Consider the following 19,002-nt stretch of genomic DNA (forward strand, 5'->3'; position numbering starts at 1 on the left):
AACATGTATTTGAATATTCATTGACTAAATTATAGTCAATGATAGAGTTTGGCTAATAAAATAATATTTATCTAAGCAGCCTTTTCAAAGGTTTCTAAGTACTTCTGACCCTTTATCTTATTATACTGACCTTCCCACTTAGATATAACAACTACAGCTAGGGAATTACCAACTACGTTAACAGCAGTTCTTGCCATATCTAAAATACGGTCTATTCCAGCAATAAATGCCAGCCCCTCTAAAGGAATTCCAACAGAACCTAAGGTAGCCAGTAATACTACGAAGGATACCCCTGGTACTCCTGCTATTCCCTTTGAAGTTACCATAAGTACTAGCACTAATTTAATTTGCTCTGAAATCGGCAAGTGAATTCCATACATTTGAGCTATAAATATAGCGGCAATTGCTTGATATAATGTAGATCCATCTAGATTAAAGGAATATCCAGTTGGTACAACAAAAGTTGCAATAGATTTTGGACATCCGAATTTCTCCATCTTCTCCATGATTTTAGGAAGAACTGTTTCTGAACTTGAAGTACTATAAGCAAGAATAAGCTCTTCTTTTAGTATTTTTATAATGCTTATTATACTTGTTCCAATAATCTTTCCTACTAATCCAAGGACAACAAGTACAAAGAAAATCATTGCTCCATAAGTAGTTATGGCGAGCTTTCCTAATGGAATTAAAGACTTTAATCCAAATTTAGAAACGGTAACTCCTATTAATGAAAATACACCAATTGGAGCAGTTTTCATAATTAAGTTTGTTACCCAGAACATTGCATCTGCAGTTCCCTGACAGAATTGAAGAACAGGTTTTCCTTTTTCTCCAATTGCTGCAACTCCTAATCCAAAGATAACTGAAAAGAATATTACAGCAAGCATGTCCCCTTTAGTTAATGCTTGAAAAATATTTGTTGGAACAATGTTTATAAATGTATCCGCAAAGCTATGATGTCCTACTTGCTCAGCTGTATCTACATAAGTAGATATATTGGTTTTTGTAAGAGAACTCATATCTATTCCTGTTCCTGGATGGAATAGATTACCTATTAATAAACCTACTACGATAGCCACGGTAGTTACTATTTCAAAGTATAAAATAGTCTTCCCACCTAATTTACCAACCTGCTTAATATCTCCTGCTCCTGCAATACCTACAACTAGTGATGAAAATACGATTGGCACAACTATCATCTTTATTAAGCGAAGAAAAATATCTCCAAAAGGTTTTAAATAAGTTTCTACCGCTGGATTACCATAAAAAACAGCACCGACTATAATACCTAATATAAGTCCTACAACAATTTGTGCTGCTAAACCAAACTTAAACTTTTTCATATAGTACCACCTTTCCTTTTACTTTCTATATACAATTAAATTTATGATCTGTTATCATGAATAAATTTTATAACCCAAACTACGAAATCCAACAAAAAACTACAAATAATCTTATAAAAATTTTTCAAAAAATGAATAATTCATTGTCCAAACTACCATTTAATAGACTATTGACTTAAATCTCATTTTTTATTTTAAATACTTAAAGAATAAAACCAACTTTTCACTTAATTTTAAAATTATTCAGAAATAAATAAAATATCTAATTCTCTTATTTAGCCTTGGTAGATATACCCGGCACTCAACTTATAGATTAGTATTTAATTATATTTGGCACTAGTATATTGTTGAATTTTCTGTTATTCTGATTTATGGATATTTCCCAATTACTTTTTACATAATACGTGCAAAGGAGTGCTGACCTATTGAAAGAAGATTTAATCATTCTTGCTTTAATGATAATTACTGTACCTTTAACTGGTGAATTAAAGTTCTACCCTTTTAATGATACCTTCAGAGTTAGTTTTGGCACTACAGCCTTTTTCTTTTTTTTGCTGTGGATTCGAAAGAGATATTGGCTAGTTTTATCTGGATTCATTGTTGGAATCTCTGTTATCTCTTTCCGTATAGCTTTAGATTGGATAGTAAACAGGGGATTTCAATTTGAATATGATTTCATTATTCACTTTTCTTCAGCTTTTTATTATGCTACATACTCTAGTCTCTTTTATCTTGTAAGAGTGAATAACTTTCATAGTAAACCTTTAATTATTGGTTTTATGTCTATATTTATTGAAATAACCTCTGCTATAGTTGAGTTATCTGTTAGACACTTTGTTTTAGGAAATTTGATCACTCTACCTATGCTTAGTAAGATTATTATTATAGCAATTATACGAAGCTTTTTTGCTCTAAGCTTTTTTACTGTATTAAAACTACATGAAGCAAAGTTAGAATCTAAACAGCACCAAGAACGTAACATTCATATGCTGTCTCTTATTTCTAACTTATATGAAGAATCTATTCAATTGAAGAAAACCCTCAGAGATTCAGAGGATATAACAAGAAAATGTTATAATTTATATAGAAAGCTAGAAAAAAGCAACTCACCTTTAGTTGTAGAAGAGATATCTAAAGAAATATTACAATTGGCTGGTGAAATTCATGAAATCAAAAAAGACAACCAAAGAATTTATGCAGGTCTTAATAAATTAATTTCTGCAGAAAGTTCTAGTGATTATATGGATATATTAAAAATATACAATATTATCCTTAAAACAAATAAAAATTATGCTATGTTACTTAATAAAAACATTACATTTATTTCTAATATTCAAGGGCAGCTGCCTCCGTTACATATTTACACTGTTTTATCTATTATCAATAATTTAGTCTCTAATGCAGTAGAATCTATTGTGGATTCAGGTTTAATTAAAATTTCCATTAATAAAACTGACCACTTAGTTCAATTTACAGTATGGGACAATGGTGTAGGTATACCCCAAAAGAAAAAGGAATTAATTTTCAAACCAGGATACACTACCAAGTATGACGTATCTGGAAATCCATCAACAGGCATGGGACTGCCTTATGTGAAAGAATTAGTTGCAAATCTTAATGGCACATTAACAGTTGAATCTATCACTGAAAAAAATGAAACAATTTTTACTATAAAGATACCAATTAATAGTTTAATTAAGAAAGGATGATACCATGCGTTTTTTTATTGCCGATGATGACGAGGCTATTCGCTCTATGTTAGCTGAAATTATTGAAGATTATGATTTAGGTGAAGTTGTAGGAGAAGCAGATAACGGTTCAGTAATAGATCATCATTTACTAGAATTAAAGAATGTAGATATCCTAATTATTGACTTACTAATGCCCATTAGAGATGGTATCGAAACTGTCCGTAATTTAAATTGCTCTTTTAATGGAAAAATCATTATGCTTTCTCAGGTAGAAGATAAAGGAATTATTGGAGAAGCCTACTCTCTTGGAGTGGAATACTATATTACAAAACCAATTAATCGTCTAGAAGTAGTAGGTGTTATCCGAAAATTATTAGAACATATACATTTAGAAAAATCTATATTAGATATTCAAAAAGCACTAAGTATTCTTGAAGTTGGAAAATCTAAAGAAAAGAAATTCCCTATTCTTAATAATGAAAGCATAGTCAGTTCAGGTCAGTTTCTTCTAATGGAACTAGGGATGATAGGTGAAAGTGGCAGTAAAGATTTGTTAGATATGCTAAAATATCTAGTAAACTACGAAAAAGATAAAGCTTCTGAACATGACTTTCCTCCTTTAAAGGACATTTTTACTACAATAGCCTTGAATAAGCTTGGAACCTCAGCAGATTCCTCAGATTTAAAAAAAGAAATTAAAGCATCTGAACAACGGATAAGAAGATCAATATTTCAAGCTCTAAACCATCTAGCTTCACTAGGTTTAACAGATTATTCAAATCCTAAGTTTGAAGAATACGCCTCTAAATTTTTTGATTTTACAGAGGTTAGAAAAATAATGATGGAATTAAAAAACGGAACTAAGCCTTCTATATCTAATACTCGAATTAACATAAAAAAATTTGTAAAAGTTTTATACCTAGAGTGTAAAAAAAGGCTTTAAACAACCTAATATTTATATGCATAAATTAAGGACAGCTTACTGCTTGTAGATAAGTTAATAAGCTGTCCTTTTGGATTTAAGTTTTTCTGAACAATGCATTCTTCTTCCCTATTATCTTACCATACAGTTAACCTTTCCTGCTTAAGATAATTCAACTCTCTTTAGTACATCATTTTTAAATTTTTCTACTCCTATTCTATCTATAAAGAATCCTAATTTTTCCCCTGCTTCTGCATTTTCTTTATAGTAATCAAAAATACTATCCACTAACTTTATTGCCTGTTCCTCTGTTAGTTCTGCTGCTATAATATCTGCTAGTCTTGGATTATACCCTGCAGATCCGCCTGCAATTACCATCATTCCTGGAATATCTGCTATTACCCCTATATCCTTACTGTACACACTACCGCAGGCATTTCTACATCCTGCAACACCTATCTTTGTCCTACAAGGCATATCCATCCACTGATATTTTTTAGCTAGTTTCATTCCTATACCAATGGTATTATGTTTTGATCTTTTGCAAAAACCTGCAGGACACATTTCTACATTCTTAACTGAATTTTGTGTCTTTACCGCTGGTTCCATACCTAACTCTTCCCAAATAGCTGGCAGATCACTTTCCTCTAAATTTGTTATCAATATTCTCTGTCCTGATGTAATTTTTAGTACTCCATTATACTTTTTTGTAACTCTTGCTATCTTTTCAAGAGTTTCTGGAAGAATAAACCCACCTGGAATATATGGTGTTATTGCAAATTTTCTTTTCCCATCTATTATTTTTTGTAAGTTACCAAAATTGTTACCCATAATCTCTCTCCTGTTCATTAAACTTCTTGTTTACTGTTGAATTTTTTAAATGTTACCTATAACCTATAGTACGAATATGATTATAACATTAAAGATTTTTACTGTCTGTAATATTTGTTACAAATATAATGACTATATCCATAATTTATCTAAATTTCAGAAAAAAATTAACTGCTTTTAGATATACTAATATATCTAAAAACAGTTAACTAATAACTTTATTTCTTCTCTAGTAACTTAGTAATGTAGTTATAAGATACCTTAAAAGGATTTAGGAATTGAAGTCTGTCCACCAATCAATATAATAACAGTATTCGATTTAACTTTATCTTTCATATAATTTAATGTTTCCTTAGAAACTGAATTATTTGTTAAAATCATCGGTGCATTACCCTCTGCTGCTAAAGCCGCGCCAGAAAGAGCATCTGCAAATTCATCTCCCTTAGGTCCGTCTCCAAGTGCTAAGTACAGTTTATCAAAACTCATGTCCTTTTCAAAATACTTTAATATACTTATGTTAGTTTCATACCTATCTCTGCCGCCTAATCTTAAAGTAGTTTTAGAAACTACCTTATTTACCTCTGCTTCAACATTTTTATCTACAGATCCTTCTAAACCAACTATATAAGAATCTATTAATTTCTTTTCTGATAAATATGCACTTACCTTTTCAGGAAGTTTATTTTTATCTGTTAAAAGTATAGGAATTCCCTTTGCTGCAGCTATTGATGATATTGACAAGGAATCTGCATATTCGTATCCATTTGCTATGACAGCACTAGTAGAATTTTCAATAGCTTTAGCAACATTGACAGAAGTTTCGAATCTATCTGAACCTCCTATTCGCATTACTTTAGGCATTATCTTTAATACCCCTACATTTTCTAAGGCTATTTTATTAAGCTCTGTCTCTATCTCCTTAGATACTACGCCTTCTCCGCCTACTATAATAATAAATCTTGATTTCAATCTTCTTAATTCAGCCTTTGTAGTTTCTGGCAGCTTATTTGTCTGAGTTAAAAGTATTGGCGCATTATTTTGTTTAGCTAGTGGTGCTGCTGTAAGTGCATCAGCGAAAGTCTCTCCATTTACTATTATTGCAGTATTAGATTCCTTCTCCCATCCAGCCTGTGAAATCTTAGCGGCAGTTTCATATCTGTCTTCTCCCTTTATTGTAACTGTCTGACCTACAGTTGATTCTGCAGCAACAGCAAGTCTATTATTCATAGTAGTAACTATTCCCTTGTTAGCCCTTACATCTTCTATTAACACATCTCTTACAAGTATATGTGGGTTATTAAAAGTGGCCTTAACCTCCGATTCAGTAAATGCCGGAAATCCGTCTCCACCAGAAGCTAGAAAATCATTAGTTGCTACTTTTAATACTTCACTTTCAGAAATAGCTTTTCCATCTTCTCTAGTTAAGCTTGTTACCCTATTTCCTTCTGCCTTACTAGTATCATAGGTAACCTTTAGTCCAGATACCTGAATTCCCTTTCCTTTATCCGCTACAGCTTGTTCAAACACTTTAGTCAGTTGGATCTTATTCATATTAACAGTAACCACTTCATTATCAAAAGGCATTAGGCTAAATATTGTACCTACAGTAATATCTCCTGCAGTCACATCTACTCTTATACCTCCATTGTTTTGAAAAGCTACGTCTGCCTTTCCCGCTTTTCTAATAATATCCGTTGTCCAATTTCCAAGATAGGATTCTCCAAAAGGAGTACTACTTTGCTTTCTAGTTAAATCTATATTTGTATGTCCTATTACTTCATTAAAGGTAGGTCCAACAGCTTTCTTAGCTTCTTCTACAATAGCCGCTGCTCCTGATTCTATAACTGGCTTTGCTGCTTTATATCCATTTAAATTATTATTGTCAATAGCTATGTAGCTTTGCTCTACATTATTAAAGGATATTTTTCCTGTTTCATCTATAGTCATCTTTAAATCTATAAATCCTTTTCCCTGTGCTTTTCCTATTACAACAGGTATTCCATTTTTGCTTTTAGCTTGTACAACAGTATGTGAATGTCCGCCTAACACTGCGTCTACATTAGATAACTTATCTGCTATATCAAATACTGGGCCTGTCTTGCTATCTGCATTACTTCCTTCATGTAGTAAAGCTAGGACTACATCTGCTTTTTTACTATTTTTAATTTCCTTTGCTACAGCATTTAGTTCTGTTGTTGGGTCAGTAAATTTATAATTTTGCACATTTGCAGGTAAAACTATTCCTGGAGTTTCTGTAGATATAGCTCCAATAACAGCTATTTTAACCCCATCTTTTGTTATTATTTTATAAGGCTCAAAGACCCTTTTTCCTTTATTCTTATCATAAAGGTTTGCACAAATTATTGAATATTTAGCATCCTTCATTGTAGTGTTTATAATCTTGTCCAGTCCCCAGTCAAATTCATGATTACCAAGTGTGGTTACTTCCATTCCTATGCTGCTCATTAACTTTTGAACTGGAACTCCAAATAATACATTGGACATAGGTGTTCCTTGATAAAGATCTCCCCCACCCATAATCAAAGTTCTATCTGGATTTGAGTTTTTTATATCTTTAATGTTATTTGCAAGAACTGCTCCTGCCGGAAGTGCTGGTGTGCTTGAATCTTCCAATGCCCCATGAAAGTCTGTAATTTCTATTAGGTCAAATACCTTAACTAGCTCCTCAGCTTTGACTTCTGTAAAGGCACCAGGTGTTAAAAGGGAAAAGAGCATAAACACTGTGATCAACGCAGCTGTCCACTTTTTGTTTTTAAAACACTTAAACAAAATTTTCACCCCTTAAAAATATTTTAATATAAGTTGTAACCATATACTTCCATTGTACAATATGCCTAACTCTGTGTAAACTTTAAGTCCTTATTATATTTTAACAATTATATATTTACTGATAATTCCGGGAATAATAATCATATATTTTAATTTAAGAGGTAAAATAATGGAAGAAAAAGTTTATGAAATCTATAAGTTAATTATAGATGCAAATAGTAAAATGTCTTATCTTTGGAAGGCAGAAATGCTATTTAAATGGCGGTGGTGGTTACTAGTAATTTTAACTATTACTCCATGGCTTTTATGGATAAAATTTAAAAGAAAGGAAAGTACTTATAGATTATTACTAGTAGGAGTTATAATTATGCTTATCACCTCTTATCTAGACTTTATTGGAGTTATACTTGGAGCATGGCACTATAATTGGAAGGTGGTTCCTATTATTCCTGGATATATTCCTTGGGATTTTTCTCTTTTTCCTGTTTTTATAATGTTTTTACTGCAATATAAGGCCAAAATAAGTCCCTTTATAAAAGCACTTGTTTTCTCTAGTCTTTCTACTTTTGTTTTTGAACCTTTTTTTCGGTACTTAAAAATATATTGTGCAGATAATTGGAAATCCATTTATTCATTTCCTATTTATATAATAATATATCTATTTGCAGATTTTCTTGTTAAAAGAGATGAATTTGAAAAAATATAACTAGTATATTTAATACTAGAGATGGCTCTAGTATTAAATATACTAGTTATATTCTTTTATCTTATTATATTATTCTCCCACTAAGCCACTTTCTTTAAATTTCTCTACAAATTTTGTAATTATTCCACTTAATAACTCTTTCCAAGCTATTCCTATAATAATAAAAATAAAAAAGTAAATTCCTAGAATAGCTGCATTATAACCTAACAAATCCCAAAGAACTCCACCAACAGCTTCTCTCATTCCACCTACTGCATATGTGAAGGGAATAAAGGGATTTAAATGTTGAAAGAATGCTGGTGTAACCTCTATAGGAAATGTTCCACCAGAGGAAGATATTTGAAGTACTAATAATATCATTGCTAAAGCCTTCCCTACATTGCCAAATACAGATACCAAAGTGTAAACAATCATGCTAAATACTATACTTATATATACAGCATATATTATAAAAATTGTCGGATTTGCAACATAGGTTTTAAGCAAGTATATATCTCCTATAGTTACAACTAGCGCTTGGAAGATAGCTATGGTTAAAAAAGTCAAATATCTTCCCAAATATATTTCCTGTGGTTTTAATCTTTTGCCTTCCTCTAGATCAGGTACTTCAACAGAAAGTATGGAAACTAGTATGAGACACCCAACCCATAGTGATAAGGAAGTGAAAAATGGTGACATAGCAGAACCGTAATTAGGAATAGGAAACATCCTGTCCTGTATTAAATTTATAGGACTAGCAATAAATTCACTTTCCTTTCGAGCATCCAATCTCAATATTCTTATAATCTCATTTAATTTATCATCATCATTTAAGGCTCTTAACCTTTCTGCCGTGGTATGTATAGCATCCATAGTAGCTGGAAGTCTTCCTTTCAATTCAGTGATATCCTGTAATCCCAATTCTGTCCCTGTATTGACTTTTTTCAACAATTCACTTACAACAGGCAAATCATTTTTAGCATCTGCCAGTAACTTCAAGGTATTATCTGCTACTGCAATAGAGTTCTCCATTACACTATTTACTGCCGGTGCTGTTACAGTATCAAAATTGCTAACTTCACTATCTAAAAACTTGGTTATTGCTGCAGAATCCTTTTTAAGGGTACTTAAAATATCTGCTGTCACCTGCTCTCCTCTATCAATAGAACTAATTAAAAAATTTATATTATTTACATGACCTTGTATTCTATCTCTCAAGTTTGTTAATGAATTTATAGAACCTTTTATAACTTTATTGTCTGAAGCATTTCCAAGGGACTTAAGAAAATCCAAAAGAACATTAGTATCCTTTATTATTCTATTATATCTATCTCTCACCACTGATAATAGCTCTTTTGCTCTGCTTGGATTTGAAGCTGCTAAATCTGCTGCATCATTTATCTCATCCTCTGCTATATGTGCAGCATTATCTAGGGTAACTAAATTTTCTTTGATTAATGGGGCTGCATTCTTTAGACTATCTCTAACTTTAACCAAAAAGCTTTCACCTGTATTCACTACATTAGATGCCTTATCTATCGTATCTTCAACTATTGGCAAATCTGATTGAACTCTTCTTACAAATCCCTGTAAAGTTACTACTCCATTATATAGATCATCTACAGCTTTATTTATCTGGGGTATTCTATTATCAATTTCGAAAATTATATTTATAAAACTTTGCAGTACAGGTTTGCCCTCCTCTAGTTCGATACCTAATCTATTAAAAATATCAAATATTATGCCATTTACTGTTTTAACAAAAGTACTATTTAGTTGTTCTTGAAGACTTGTTGCACCTTTTTGAGTAATCTTTGGAGCTACTGCATTTCTTTTTTCATTTACTTTATAGATTAAATCTGCCTTTTGTGGTTCACTTTCTACAACTGTTAATAGCCTCTTTGAAAAGTTTTCAGGTATTGTAATACTAGCATAGTATTTTCCATACTTAACACCTTCCTCTGCAGTTTTCTCGTCTACAAATCTCCAACCTATACTAGTATTGGTTTTTAGCTTTTCTAGTACCTGTTTTCCTACATCTAGCTTTTGACCACTAAACTGTGCTCCCTTATCTTTATTGACTACAGCAACTAAAATACCAGCGGTATTTCCATAAGGGTCCCAGGCAGACTTTATATTAAACCAAGCATAGAGTGCCGGTAATATCATTAAAGCAATTACAACTACTAGGGCAACCCAGTTTGTTATTATATTTTTAAAGTCTCTTCTATATATTTTAAGTATATTTTTCATGAATTGTCACAACCTCCCCTCTATATGTCATTAGTTTACTAAAAATCAAAAAAACCATACATTTTTTAAAACAATAATGTAGCTAAAAATAAAAAAAGGCCTCTAGTTTCAACTTATTAAAACTAGAGACTTTCTTATTATTAAATATATAACATGTATTTAAACATAAGCCAGTAATGACAAAAGCTTCCTAATAATACGAAGATGTGAAAAATTTCGTGGAATCCAAAATGCTTAAAATTAATTCTAGGTCTTTTAGTAGCATAAATCACTCCGCCAATAGTATAAGAAATTCCTCCAGCGAAAAGCCAAGCCATTCCAGCCCCTGGAAGCACCTTTCCTAAAGGATATATAGCAATAATAACAAGCCATCCCATACCAATATAAAAAGCTGTTGAAATCCATCTAGGAGCATTAAACCAAAAATTTTTTACTAGTATTCCCACAATAGTTAATCCCCATATTGTTCCAAAAATACTCCATCCCCAAGCACCTCTAAGTGCAATCAGACAAATAGGAGTATAGCTTCCTGCAATTAAAACGTATATCATAGAATGATCTATCCTTCTAAGTATTGCAATTGCCTTTTCCGATATGGAAACTAAATGATATACTGAACTAGCAGTATAAAGCAATATTAAACTTATTCCAAAAACCGAAAAGGTAACAATATGCCAAGTACTTTGCTGTATAACCGAATAAACCACTAGAACAATTAGACCTATAACAGATGCAAAAGCACCAAATAAATGAGTTAGACCACTAACAGGTTCTCTGAAATTGTGAAACATAGAATCATTACCTCCAATATCTTATATTGTTACGATACCATGTAGTTTTAAAAGCTACATGTCATTATATATTTATACTAAACTTATACTACTAATATTTCAAAGGCTTAATTTAGCTAATTTAGTACATTATATCTAAATTTCACAGTATATCACCTAATATCTTTTTATTTCTTATATTTTATAATAATTTTATAGATTTTTATTTACCTATATCAACTATACTTTCTTGAACTTATCTACATCAATGACAAATACAGTTGCTCCACCAACCTTGACCTCTTTCTTATCAGAGTAAGAGTCATATGTCTTTATTGACTTGGCCAAAGAATCCTCTGTCTCTACAGACTTAGTTTCGCCTTTGCATTTTTCTTTTATCCTAGAGATAACGTTATCAACCTCCTGCTGTTCTACTCCTACTAGAAGAGTAGTGTTTCCGGACTTAAGGAATCCTCCCGTGGATGCTATCTTTGTTACCTTGAATCCACCTTCTGTCAAGGAGTCTATCAAAGGATTTGCATCCTTTCGCTGGACAATAGCTATAATTAGTTTCACTTAAATCATCCCCTTTTATTAGTTTATACCCAAATTAAGGCTAATGTATTTTAAGTTTTAAATACAACCTAAATAATAATGATCAGCAAATATTACTGATCATCTTTTCTAGCTAAAGTATAGAACTACTTTTTTACATCTAACTCTTCTATTATAAATTTATCAAAGTCTATCTCCTCAATAAAATTATGCTCAGTAAAACTAGTTTTACTTCTATTATTATATTCTTCTAAATTGATAGGGAGCCAGTAAGGTTTTGAAATGTCAAGTTTATAACACATTTCAGTAATGCAAGCCTTTAGATTATCTTGGTAGCTTCCTTCAAGATTAGACGTAACTACTTCATCTTTAATTATTTTATCATTTTTAACTATTCTTCCCCAGATTTTTAGCATAGTTTCCTCCTTAGTAAAATATCAGTTTATTTTTTAATATTTTTCAACCATCTATAAAAATATAAACTAATACGGAAATTTAATAGCTTATTAATAATTATATACAATTGTTAATAAAAAAACTACAGTAAATCCAAACTATCTCAACTATACACCTGAAGATTACTAAATTAATTTTTAAAAGCTGAAGGAGCTTCTGCCTTCAGCTTTTAAGATACTATTATTCATTACTCTATTATACTTCTTATTTTATCATTATTATACATAGTATCAGAATATTGTTCTACTATAATAGAAGCATACTTCTTAGCTTCTTTTATATTGTTGCTCTTGTAATCAATGATTGCTAAATCATAAAGGGATTCTTGTATATAACAGCCTTTTGGATACTTATTTATGTATTCCCTATAGTATTCTGATCCTCCCTTTCCACTGGCTTTGGCTGATTTAGCCAAATAAAAAATAATATGTTCATCTAAATAGCTGCCCTTCTTGTTTTCGTAAGCAATAGACATATACTCAAAGGCTTTTTTATAATTTTCACTTCTATAAAGTTCTAGTCCATTGTTATAAAAATATGATTCTGCCTTATCTTTAAATGTGTTTTTCAACTGATTATATAAGCTTCTGCTATTTTCATCTAACTTAGATGAATCCAGTTCTTTATCCTTCGCCCAAAAATCATATAGATTTTCTTTCATCATATCATTACTTAGATTAGCCAGTATTTTATAATCTGTTTCTGCATTTGTTTTCTTTACGCTGACAGTTGGTTTAGAAATAGCTTCCTTTTCAGTATTATTGGATTTTTTATTAAATCCTGATATGGCAATAGATGAAAAAATAATTGCTACTGCAGCAACGGAAGCAGCGTATAGCTTAAACTTTGAATATTTTTTCTTATCTATATAATCCTTCATTTCATAGTAAAAAACTTCTTCTTTGTTTATTAGGTGCATTTCTTCCAGTATTTCTTTACACTTCACATAATCCCTTTTTATAGCATATATAGAACATGTCAAAATGTCATCGTTTAGAGTTCTAAAGCCCAATGTTCTTAAAGAAAGCAGGTGAAATAAAGCCTCTTCATATTTATACTGCTTAATTAAGCTTACTGCTAAATTGTGTTTCTCTATACAATTATTAATTTGCTCAATACTTGATAAATATCTTTCACTAATTCCGTCTCTATAGTTTTTATTATTAAGAGCAAAAATCTTATATGCTTCTTCGAAGTTCCCTTTATATATAAGCATTAATGCAATAGCATTATTAAGTTTCTCCTCTTCTATCCCCGCAGAAGCTACTAAAGTTAGATAACTAAAAGCTTTATCTAAGCTTCCTTCAACAAAGTACTTCATTCCTTGTTTATAATACTGTATTAATTCCCCCATAACAAACCACCCATTAACTTATTCTGCTAGTTCAGTACTGTTATTACTCTAGCAGTTCTTATAAACCTTATGTTTCTATCATTATAATAAAATCCCTTCTTTAAAACTTGAGTTATAGTATCATTAGATAAAGTTATATTTCTTTCTGTCCCTGCAATTTCATGCTTGCTTTTATCAAATTTATCTATATCAACATTTGGAGCATATACCGTAAGACCTACCTCTAAGTACTCTTTTTCTAAAAATCTAAGTAATGAATTAACTGTATTGATTAAAGTCATATCGTTATTAAAACTTGACTTTTGAATAGCTTGTCTTATGCCATCTATAAAGTCATAAATGTTTACATAAGCATTAATTATACTTTTTATCCTTTCTATACATCTCTTTTTCTCCTCATGGTCTTTATCTAAAACATTCTTCAGCAAGTTTTTGTTATTTACAACATCATTATTAATAACTTCCATGGATTGCAGTAAACTATATATACTGTTTAAACTACTTTCAAATTCCGCAGAATCCTCAAGTTTAGATAAGTGTCCACTACTTAACCTATTTCCAGTATTACTGCCATTCTTCTCATAATCTTTTTTTAAACTTTGAATATCTTTAAATATATCTACTAACATATTCTTTCAATTACTCCTCCTTTACCTTTTGAAGTTCATTTTTAAATTTTTCAACTATAGAATCTAGTACTTCCTTTAGCTCCTGGCTATCTGACTCCAAAGTTCTTGCCTTTAAATCATTACAATGGTTCAATATGTTTTTAGATACCTGCTTCATACTTTCTATTTTTATTTTTAGAAGTAAGTTATCCTGCATCAGCTGCTTGTTAACATTATTTATGATGGGAACAGTGCTTTTTATACTTTCCTCAGAGTTACTCAAAATATTTTTAATCTTAAGTTCAATTTCATTCTTCATTTCCTGCAATTTTTTTCTTTTTCCCTCATCATTGTCACCACTGAGCTTAGAGTAGTTAATTTCCGGTTCGCTAGACAGCTTGTCTTTGTCAATCTCATTAAAAAAAATTCCCTTAGATTTAAGTGTTTCTATATTTAAACTATTCAATACGCTCTCCCTCACTCTCTATATCCTTCGTAAGTATTAATATTACTAAATAGATATATTTGTGCTATTATCTTATATATATTATAGTACATATTTATAACTTTTTCAAAATTTTGTAATTTACCTTATTTGTTACCAAATCATGTTATTTTTCCCTAAATCTCATTATATTTTTAATTTCCTTATTATATAAAAAAACATCATAATTAGTAACTTAACTAATTATGATGTTATAAATCTACTAAAAAATTAACTTTATGATAGATTTATTTTTCTAGATAAAATCTCTTCAATTTTTAAATTTATTCTCTCCTGTCTGGTAGTTAGTTTCTTTACATTATATTTATATATTAAACTTTTATTATTGGCCATCTCTTCTAAAGCTTTTTTTAGTACTTTTATTTCCTTGCTGCTTGTCAATGATGCCGTTATTCCTCCATCCCAATGTAAGTCATACCTTAACTCTTTTGCATAGTCAGTAAACTGAAAAAACATTTTACAGCTATCTCCACTAATATTTTCATCACTTATTACTACCCTGCTTTTGTCTACTGTAAAATACAGTATAAGATTTTCTGAAGCATAGCTATCTCCAAAGTATAAGTTAAAACCCTCCACAAAACTAGCATTGTAAATATCACTGCCAGCTATATAATTTAGTAACTCCTTAACATTATTCTTGTAGCTTATATTAGTTTTTAGCTTGTCTATCTTTACTGCTAGAGTTTTTGGAACCTTTTCACTGCCGTTAAACATACCACAACTCCCCTTTGTAGTAATATTCATACTCTATATCTATTCTATTTACTTAAAATAATTACAAAAATAGAGTTCCTTAATGACAGTGTTATTAGTTTAAGTTAATGGGTAAAGAGTTAATATTCTCTCTATACAAATAAAAAAATCCCCAGAGGATACCCTCTGAAGGATTTTTCTTTTAGATAAACAATCTATGTTAGAAAGCACTTCTACCTATTTCACTTGGATTATTAGTTCTTTTTAATCTTAATATAATCTGTTTAGGCATCCATTTAAGAGAAAGAAGAGCAGCAGCTACAGCTATACTCTTATCTAAAATATCTGTAAAAATTTGAACTGTGAAAACACTTTTAAAAAGATTTACTCCGCTACTTCTAAGTATTGCAACTACGTAGGAAGATCCAGAGGAAGTGATTCCTCCAAATGCAAAAGCTGCTATTATTGAAGCAACTAATGACCCTGAAACAGTAATTGCTAATATCCCCACAGGAATCCAGATTCCTTTCAATATATTTTTGCTATATAGTACTCCTGATACTATTGCTATAACTATTTGAGCTGGGGTGAAAAAGAATGAAACGGGGTCAAAAGCAATAGTTGCCACTAAGCTACTTATGATTCCTACCATAACCCCATAGGTTGTTCCCATTAAAAAAGAGGCTAAAATAGTTCCTATGGTATCAAGATAAACAGGAAGTTTTAAGTTAAGTGCAATAAAGGAACCTGCTATATTTATATTTGCACATAGTGCAATGATTACAATGTGAAAAGGTGATATTTTTTTCATATTCTCTCCTCCTTAATAACTATATTTGTTATCCTTCAGTACTAAAGCTATATCCTCTGTAAATTCAGGAAATAATCTAGTCAGAAAAATCTCCATAAATTTATGGCTTTGGACTTTGTCTAGTACAAAACAATTAGATTTATGTTTATAGAAGTTGCCACAATCTACCACTGTCTGACCTATAGCAATTCCTTCTGTAACTACATCCACATAGGAATCAAATCCACTACATAATGTTCTATCCATAAAGTAAGCTACAGCTAAAGGATCATTTATGACACATCCAAGTGTTCTCTCCTGTTTCCAGTGAAAGTCCACGTAGAATCTAATAATATCTACAATAAACCTTGAAAGCTCAGTATTCATCTGTCTTAAAAGTTCTATATAGTTTGGAGTTAACACTATCTCTCTTGTAACATCTAAGCCTACCATAGCCATAGGTATAGTTAAGTGGTCAAAGACATATTTTACTGCATGTGGATCAACCCAGTAATTAAATTCAGCCACTGGGGAACAGTTGCCATGACTCTTGAAAGTTCCGCCCATAGAAACTATTTCCTGAGCCTTACTAAAAGTCTGTAAATCTTTCTCCATAGCTCTGGCAATATTGGTAAGAGGGCCTAAAGCTATTATACTTATAGATTCTTCCTTTTCTATGGTACTTAAAATAAAATCTACAGCTCCATTTTTTATGATAGCTTCTGAAACCTCTGACATAAAGGTTGCTCCTAGTCCATCATCACCGTGAGTATCTTCTGCAGTAACTAGTTCTCTTACAAGAGGAACTTCTTCTCCTGCATAAACTGGTACATCCAGTCTATTTAATAACTTCAGAACCTTTAAAGCATTCTTAGCTCCCTGAAGTGCTGGAACATTCCCTGACACAGTAGTAATTCCTAAAATCTCTAGTTCTGGACTTTTTAAAGCAAGTATTAGGGCCAGTGAATCATCAATACCAGGATCACAATCAATAATTACCTTTTTCCTCATTTTATCTGTCTCCTTCAATATTTTTTGCGAAAGTACGGCAAAACAAAAAAAGCCGTACCTAAGGATACAGCATTCCAATCCTTAGTTTTTTATAGAGGGAGTTCGCGAACCTCTCTCACCGTAAGGTGAAATTTTATTTACAACCTAATAAAGTTTATCATATAAATAAAGTTAAGTAAATATGTATAGGGTTGTAATTACAGAATTTAAATTAAAGGTAGCCATTGCTACCCCTAATTTATACTTTAACATAATATTTATCCAAGATTATTATATATATATTCTTACACCACTTTTGGTTCAGCATTTCCTAAACGCTTAAGTTCTTTAAACAAAAATACTCCTGTTAAAATAGAAGAAAGAGCATCAGCCGCTGGACCAGAAATCCATACTCCATTTAACTTTAAAAAGTTAGGCAAAATAAGCAGCAATGGCAGCAGCATTATAACTTGCCTGGACAAACTTAAAAATACAGAAACTTTTGCTTTTCCTACTGCTTGAAAATAATTTGAACTTACAATTTGAAATCCTATAATTGGAAGCATCGCTAGAAATATTCTAATTCCTGTTGAACCTATATTTATTAGTTCTACATCTGTGCTGCTAAAAATGCTTATGATTGCTCTCGGAAACAACTCTACAATAATAAAACCTATAGAAGATACTGCCGTAGCCGCCAGTACTGCTAGCTTTAATGCCTTCTTTACCCTTGTGAAATTTCTAGCACCATAATTATAGCCTATAATAGGCTGTGATCCTTGATTTATGCCGAAAATAGGCATCAATATTAACATAGTAACACTGTTTATAATACCCATAGCAGCAATAGCAATATCTCCTCCATAGGTCTGCAGACTTTTATTAAAGGTTATATTAATTACTCCGGCAGCCAGTTGCATTAAAAAAGGAGATAACCCTATGGCAAATATTTGTTTTACAATATTAATATTTAGCTTTAAATTTTCAGTCTTAAGTTTCAGTGAACTTTTTTTACCCATAAAATATGAGAGTACCCATATAGAACAAACCGCCTGTGACACTATAGTGGCCAAAGCTGATCCTCTTATGCCTAGATTAAAAACAAAAATAAATAGAGGATTGAAGATAGTATTTAGTATAGCTCCAATTAGCATAGTAATCATTGCCATTCTAGGATTTCCCTCTGAACGTATAATATTATTAAGTCCAAAACCTATATTTTGTAGTACAGCTCCTAGTAAAATTACTGTAATAAACTCTTTTGCTAGAGGTAAAACCTCTTCACTTGCTCCAAACATTATTAACAGAGGTTCCTCAAAAATGAGCCCCAAAACAGTTACAAATATGGACACTAAAATAAGCAACGTAAAGGAATTGCCTAATATTTGTTCTGCCTCTTCTTTCTTTTTTTGACCAAGCTTTAAGGATACAGTAGCAGCAGCACCAATTCCTACCAGCATTCCAAAGGCCATAATAACAATTGCTATAGGAAAGGCTACTGTTGTGGCAGAAATACCTAAAAGCCCTACGCCTCTTCCTACGAATATTCTGTCTATAATATTATAAAGTGCATTTACTACCATACCGACAATAGCAGGAATAGAAAACTTAAGTAATAAACTTCCAACACTTCCTTCACCTAGTTGTTTAGATCTATCCATTTATTCTCCTCCTTTAATCCGCTAATATTATTATACCTTGAATCCTAATTGTTAATCTTAACATATACTCATATTAATTTAAAGTTATAATAATTGTTTTGC

At 31.2% G+C, this 19,002-nt stretch carries 17 protein-coding genes and 1 riboswitch; of the genes, 3 read left to right on the forward strand and 14 right to left on the reverse strand.

Annotated elements, in window-relative coordinates:
• Nucleotides 1–71 precede the first annotated feature (71 nt).
• A complete protein-coding gene (locus tag P8V03_RS06610; protein ID WP_318797422.1) occupies nt 72–1,343 on the reverse strand; it encodes a cation:dicarboxylate symporter family transporter in 1,272 nt (423 codons plus the stop codon).
• Nucleotides 1,344–1,768: 425 nt separating this feature from the next.
• Between P8V03_RS06610 and P8V03_RS06615 the strand changes: the two genes are divergently transcribed.
• Nucleotides 1,769–3,052 (forward strand): sensor histidine kinase, encoded by a 1,284-nt coding sequence (locus tag P8V03_RS06615; protein WP_318797424.1) that lies wholly within the window; start codon nt 1,769–1,771, stop codon nt 3,050–3,052.
• Between the two features lie 4 nt (nt 3,053–3,056).
• Nucleotides 3,057–3,977: a response regulator gene (locus P8V03_RS06620; RefSeq protein ID WP_318797426.1), complete on the forward strand. Its 921-nt coding sequence runs from the start codon at nt 3,057–3,059 to the stop codon at nt 3,975–3,977.
• 141 nt (nt 3,978–4,118) lie between these two features.
• Here P8V03_RS06620 and P8V03_RS06625 read toward each other — a convergent pair whose 3' ends face one another.
• Nucleotides 4,119–4,787 (reverse strand): nitrite/sulfite reductase domain-containing protein, encoded by a 669-nt coding sequence (locus P8V03_RS06625; RefSeq protein WP_318797428.1) that lies wholly within the window; start codon nt 4,785–4,787, stop codon nt 4,119–4,121.
• A 261-nt stretch (nt 4,788–5,048) separates the two neighbouring features.
• Entirely contained in the window at nt 5,049–7,577 is a 2,529-nt protein-coding gene (locus tag P8V03_RS06630; protein ID WP_318797431.1) for a cell wall-binding repeat-containing protein, read from the reverse strand.
• A 169-nt stretch (nt 7,578–7,746) separates the two neighbouring features.
• On the opposite strand from P8V03_RS06630, the gene P8V03_RS06635 reads away from it, so the two are divergent.
• Entirely contained in the window at nt 7,747–8,283 is a 537-nt protein-coding gene (locus P8V03_RS06635) for a CBO0543 family protein (protein WP_318797433.1), read from the forward strand.
• A gap of 69 nt (nt 8,284–8,352) precedes the next feature.
• Here P8V03_RS06635 and P8V03_RS06640 read toward each other — a convergent pair whose 3' ends face one another.
• The 11 genes from P8V03_RS06640 to P8V03_RS06690 form a co-directional block, all read right to left on the reverse strand.
• Nucleotides 8,353–10,515 (reverse strand): YhgE/Pip domain-containing protein, encoded by a 2,163-nt coding sequence (locus P8V03_RS06640; RefSeq protein WP_318797436.1) that lies wholly within the window; start codon nt 10,513–10,515, stop codon nt 8,353–8,355.
• 140 nt (nt 10,516–10,655) lie between these two features.
• Entirely contained in the window at nt 10,656–11,306 is a 651-nt protein-coding gene (gene trhA / locus P8V03_RS06645) for a PAQR family membrane homeostasis protein TrhA (RefSeq protein WP_261672550.1), read from the reverse strand.
• 219 nt (nt 11,307–11,525) lie between these two features.
• Nucleotides 11,526–11,861: a cyclic-di-AMP receptor gene (locus tag P8V03_RS06650; RefSeq protein WP_261672549.1), complete on the reverse strand. Its 336-nt coding sequence runs from the start codon at nt 11,859–11,861 to the stop codon at nt 11,526–11,528.
• A 125-nt stretch (nt 11,862–11,986) separates the two neighbouring features.
• On the reverse strand, nt 11,987–12,256 hold the full coding sequence (locus tag P8V03_RS06655; RefSeq protein ID WP_261672548.1) for a hypothetical protein: 270 nt from the start codon (nt 12,254–12,256) through the stop codon (nt 11,987–11,989).
• A gap of 227 nt (nt 12,257–12,483) precedes the next feature.
• Nucleotides 12,484–13,650 (reverse strand): tetratricopeptide repeat protein, encoded by a 1,167-nt coding sequence (locus tag P8V03_RS06660; RefSeq protein ID WP_318797442.1) that lies wholly within the window; start codon nt 13,648–13,650, stop codon nt 12,484–12,486.
• Nucleotides 13,651–13,676: 26 nt separating this feature from the next.
• A complete protein-coding gene (gene grpE, locus P8V03_RS06665; RefSeq protein WP_261672546.1) occupies nt 13,677–14,279 on the reverse strand; it encodes a nucleotide exchange factor GrpE in 603 nt (200 codons plus the stop codon).
• Between the two features lie 10 nt (nt 14,280–14,289).
• On the reverse strand, nt 14,290–14,724 hold the full coding sequence (locus P8V03_RS06670; RefSeq protein WP_318797445.1) for a hypothetical protein: 435 nt from the start codon (nt 14,722–14,724) through the stop codon (nt 14,290–14,292).
• A gap of 255 nt (nt 14,725–14,979) precedes the next feature.
• Complete coding sequence (locus P8V03_RS06675; protein WP_261672544.1) at nt 14,980–15,480, reverse strand: hypothetical protein; 501 nt, start codon at nt 15,478–15,480, stop codon at nt 14,980–14,982.
• Between the two features lie 199 nt (nt 15,481–15,679).
• Nucleotides 15,680–16,270 carry an ECF transporter S component gene (locus P8V03_RS06680; RefSeq protein ID WP_318797448.1) on the reverse strand — a complete coding sequence of 197 codons (591 nt, stop codon included), beginning with the start codon at nt 16,268–16,270 and terminating at the stop codon, nt 15,680–15,682.
• A 12-nt stretch (nt 16,271–16,282) separates the two neighbouring features.
• Nucleotides 16,283–17,260 (reverse strand): nucleoside hydrolase, encoded by a 978-nt coding sequence (locus tag P8V03_RS06685; protein WP_318797450.1) that lies wholly within the window; start codon nt 17,258–17,260, stop codon nt 16,283–16,285.
• A gap of 75 nt (nt 17,261–17,335) precedes the next feature.
• Nucleotides 17,336–17,379, reverse strand: a riboswitch (PreQ1 riboswitch).
• A 165-nt stretch (nt 17,380–17,544) separates the two neighbouring features.
• Entirely contained in the window at nt 17,545–18,900 is a 1,356-nt protein-coding gene (locus P8V03_RS06690) for an MATE family efflux transporter (protein ID WP_261672539.1), read from the reverse strand.
• Between the last annotated feature and the right edge of the window lie 102 nt (nt 18,901–19,002).

The organism is Clostridium tanneri, assembly GCF_033659955.1.
Classification (GTDB): Bacteria; Bacillota; Clostridia; order Clostridiales; family Clostridiaceae; genus Clostridium_AM; species Clostridium_AM tanneri.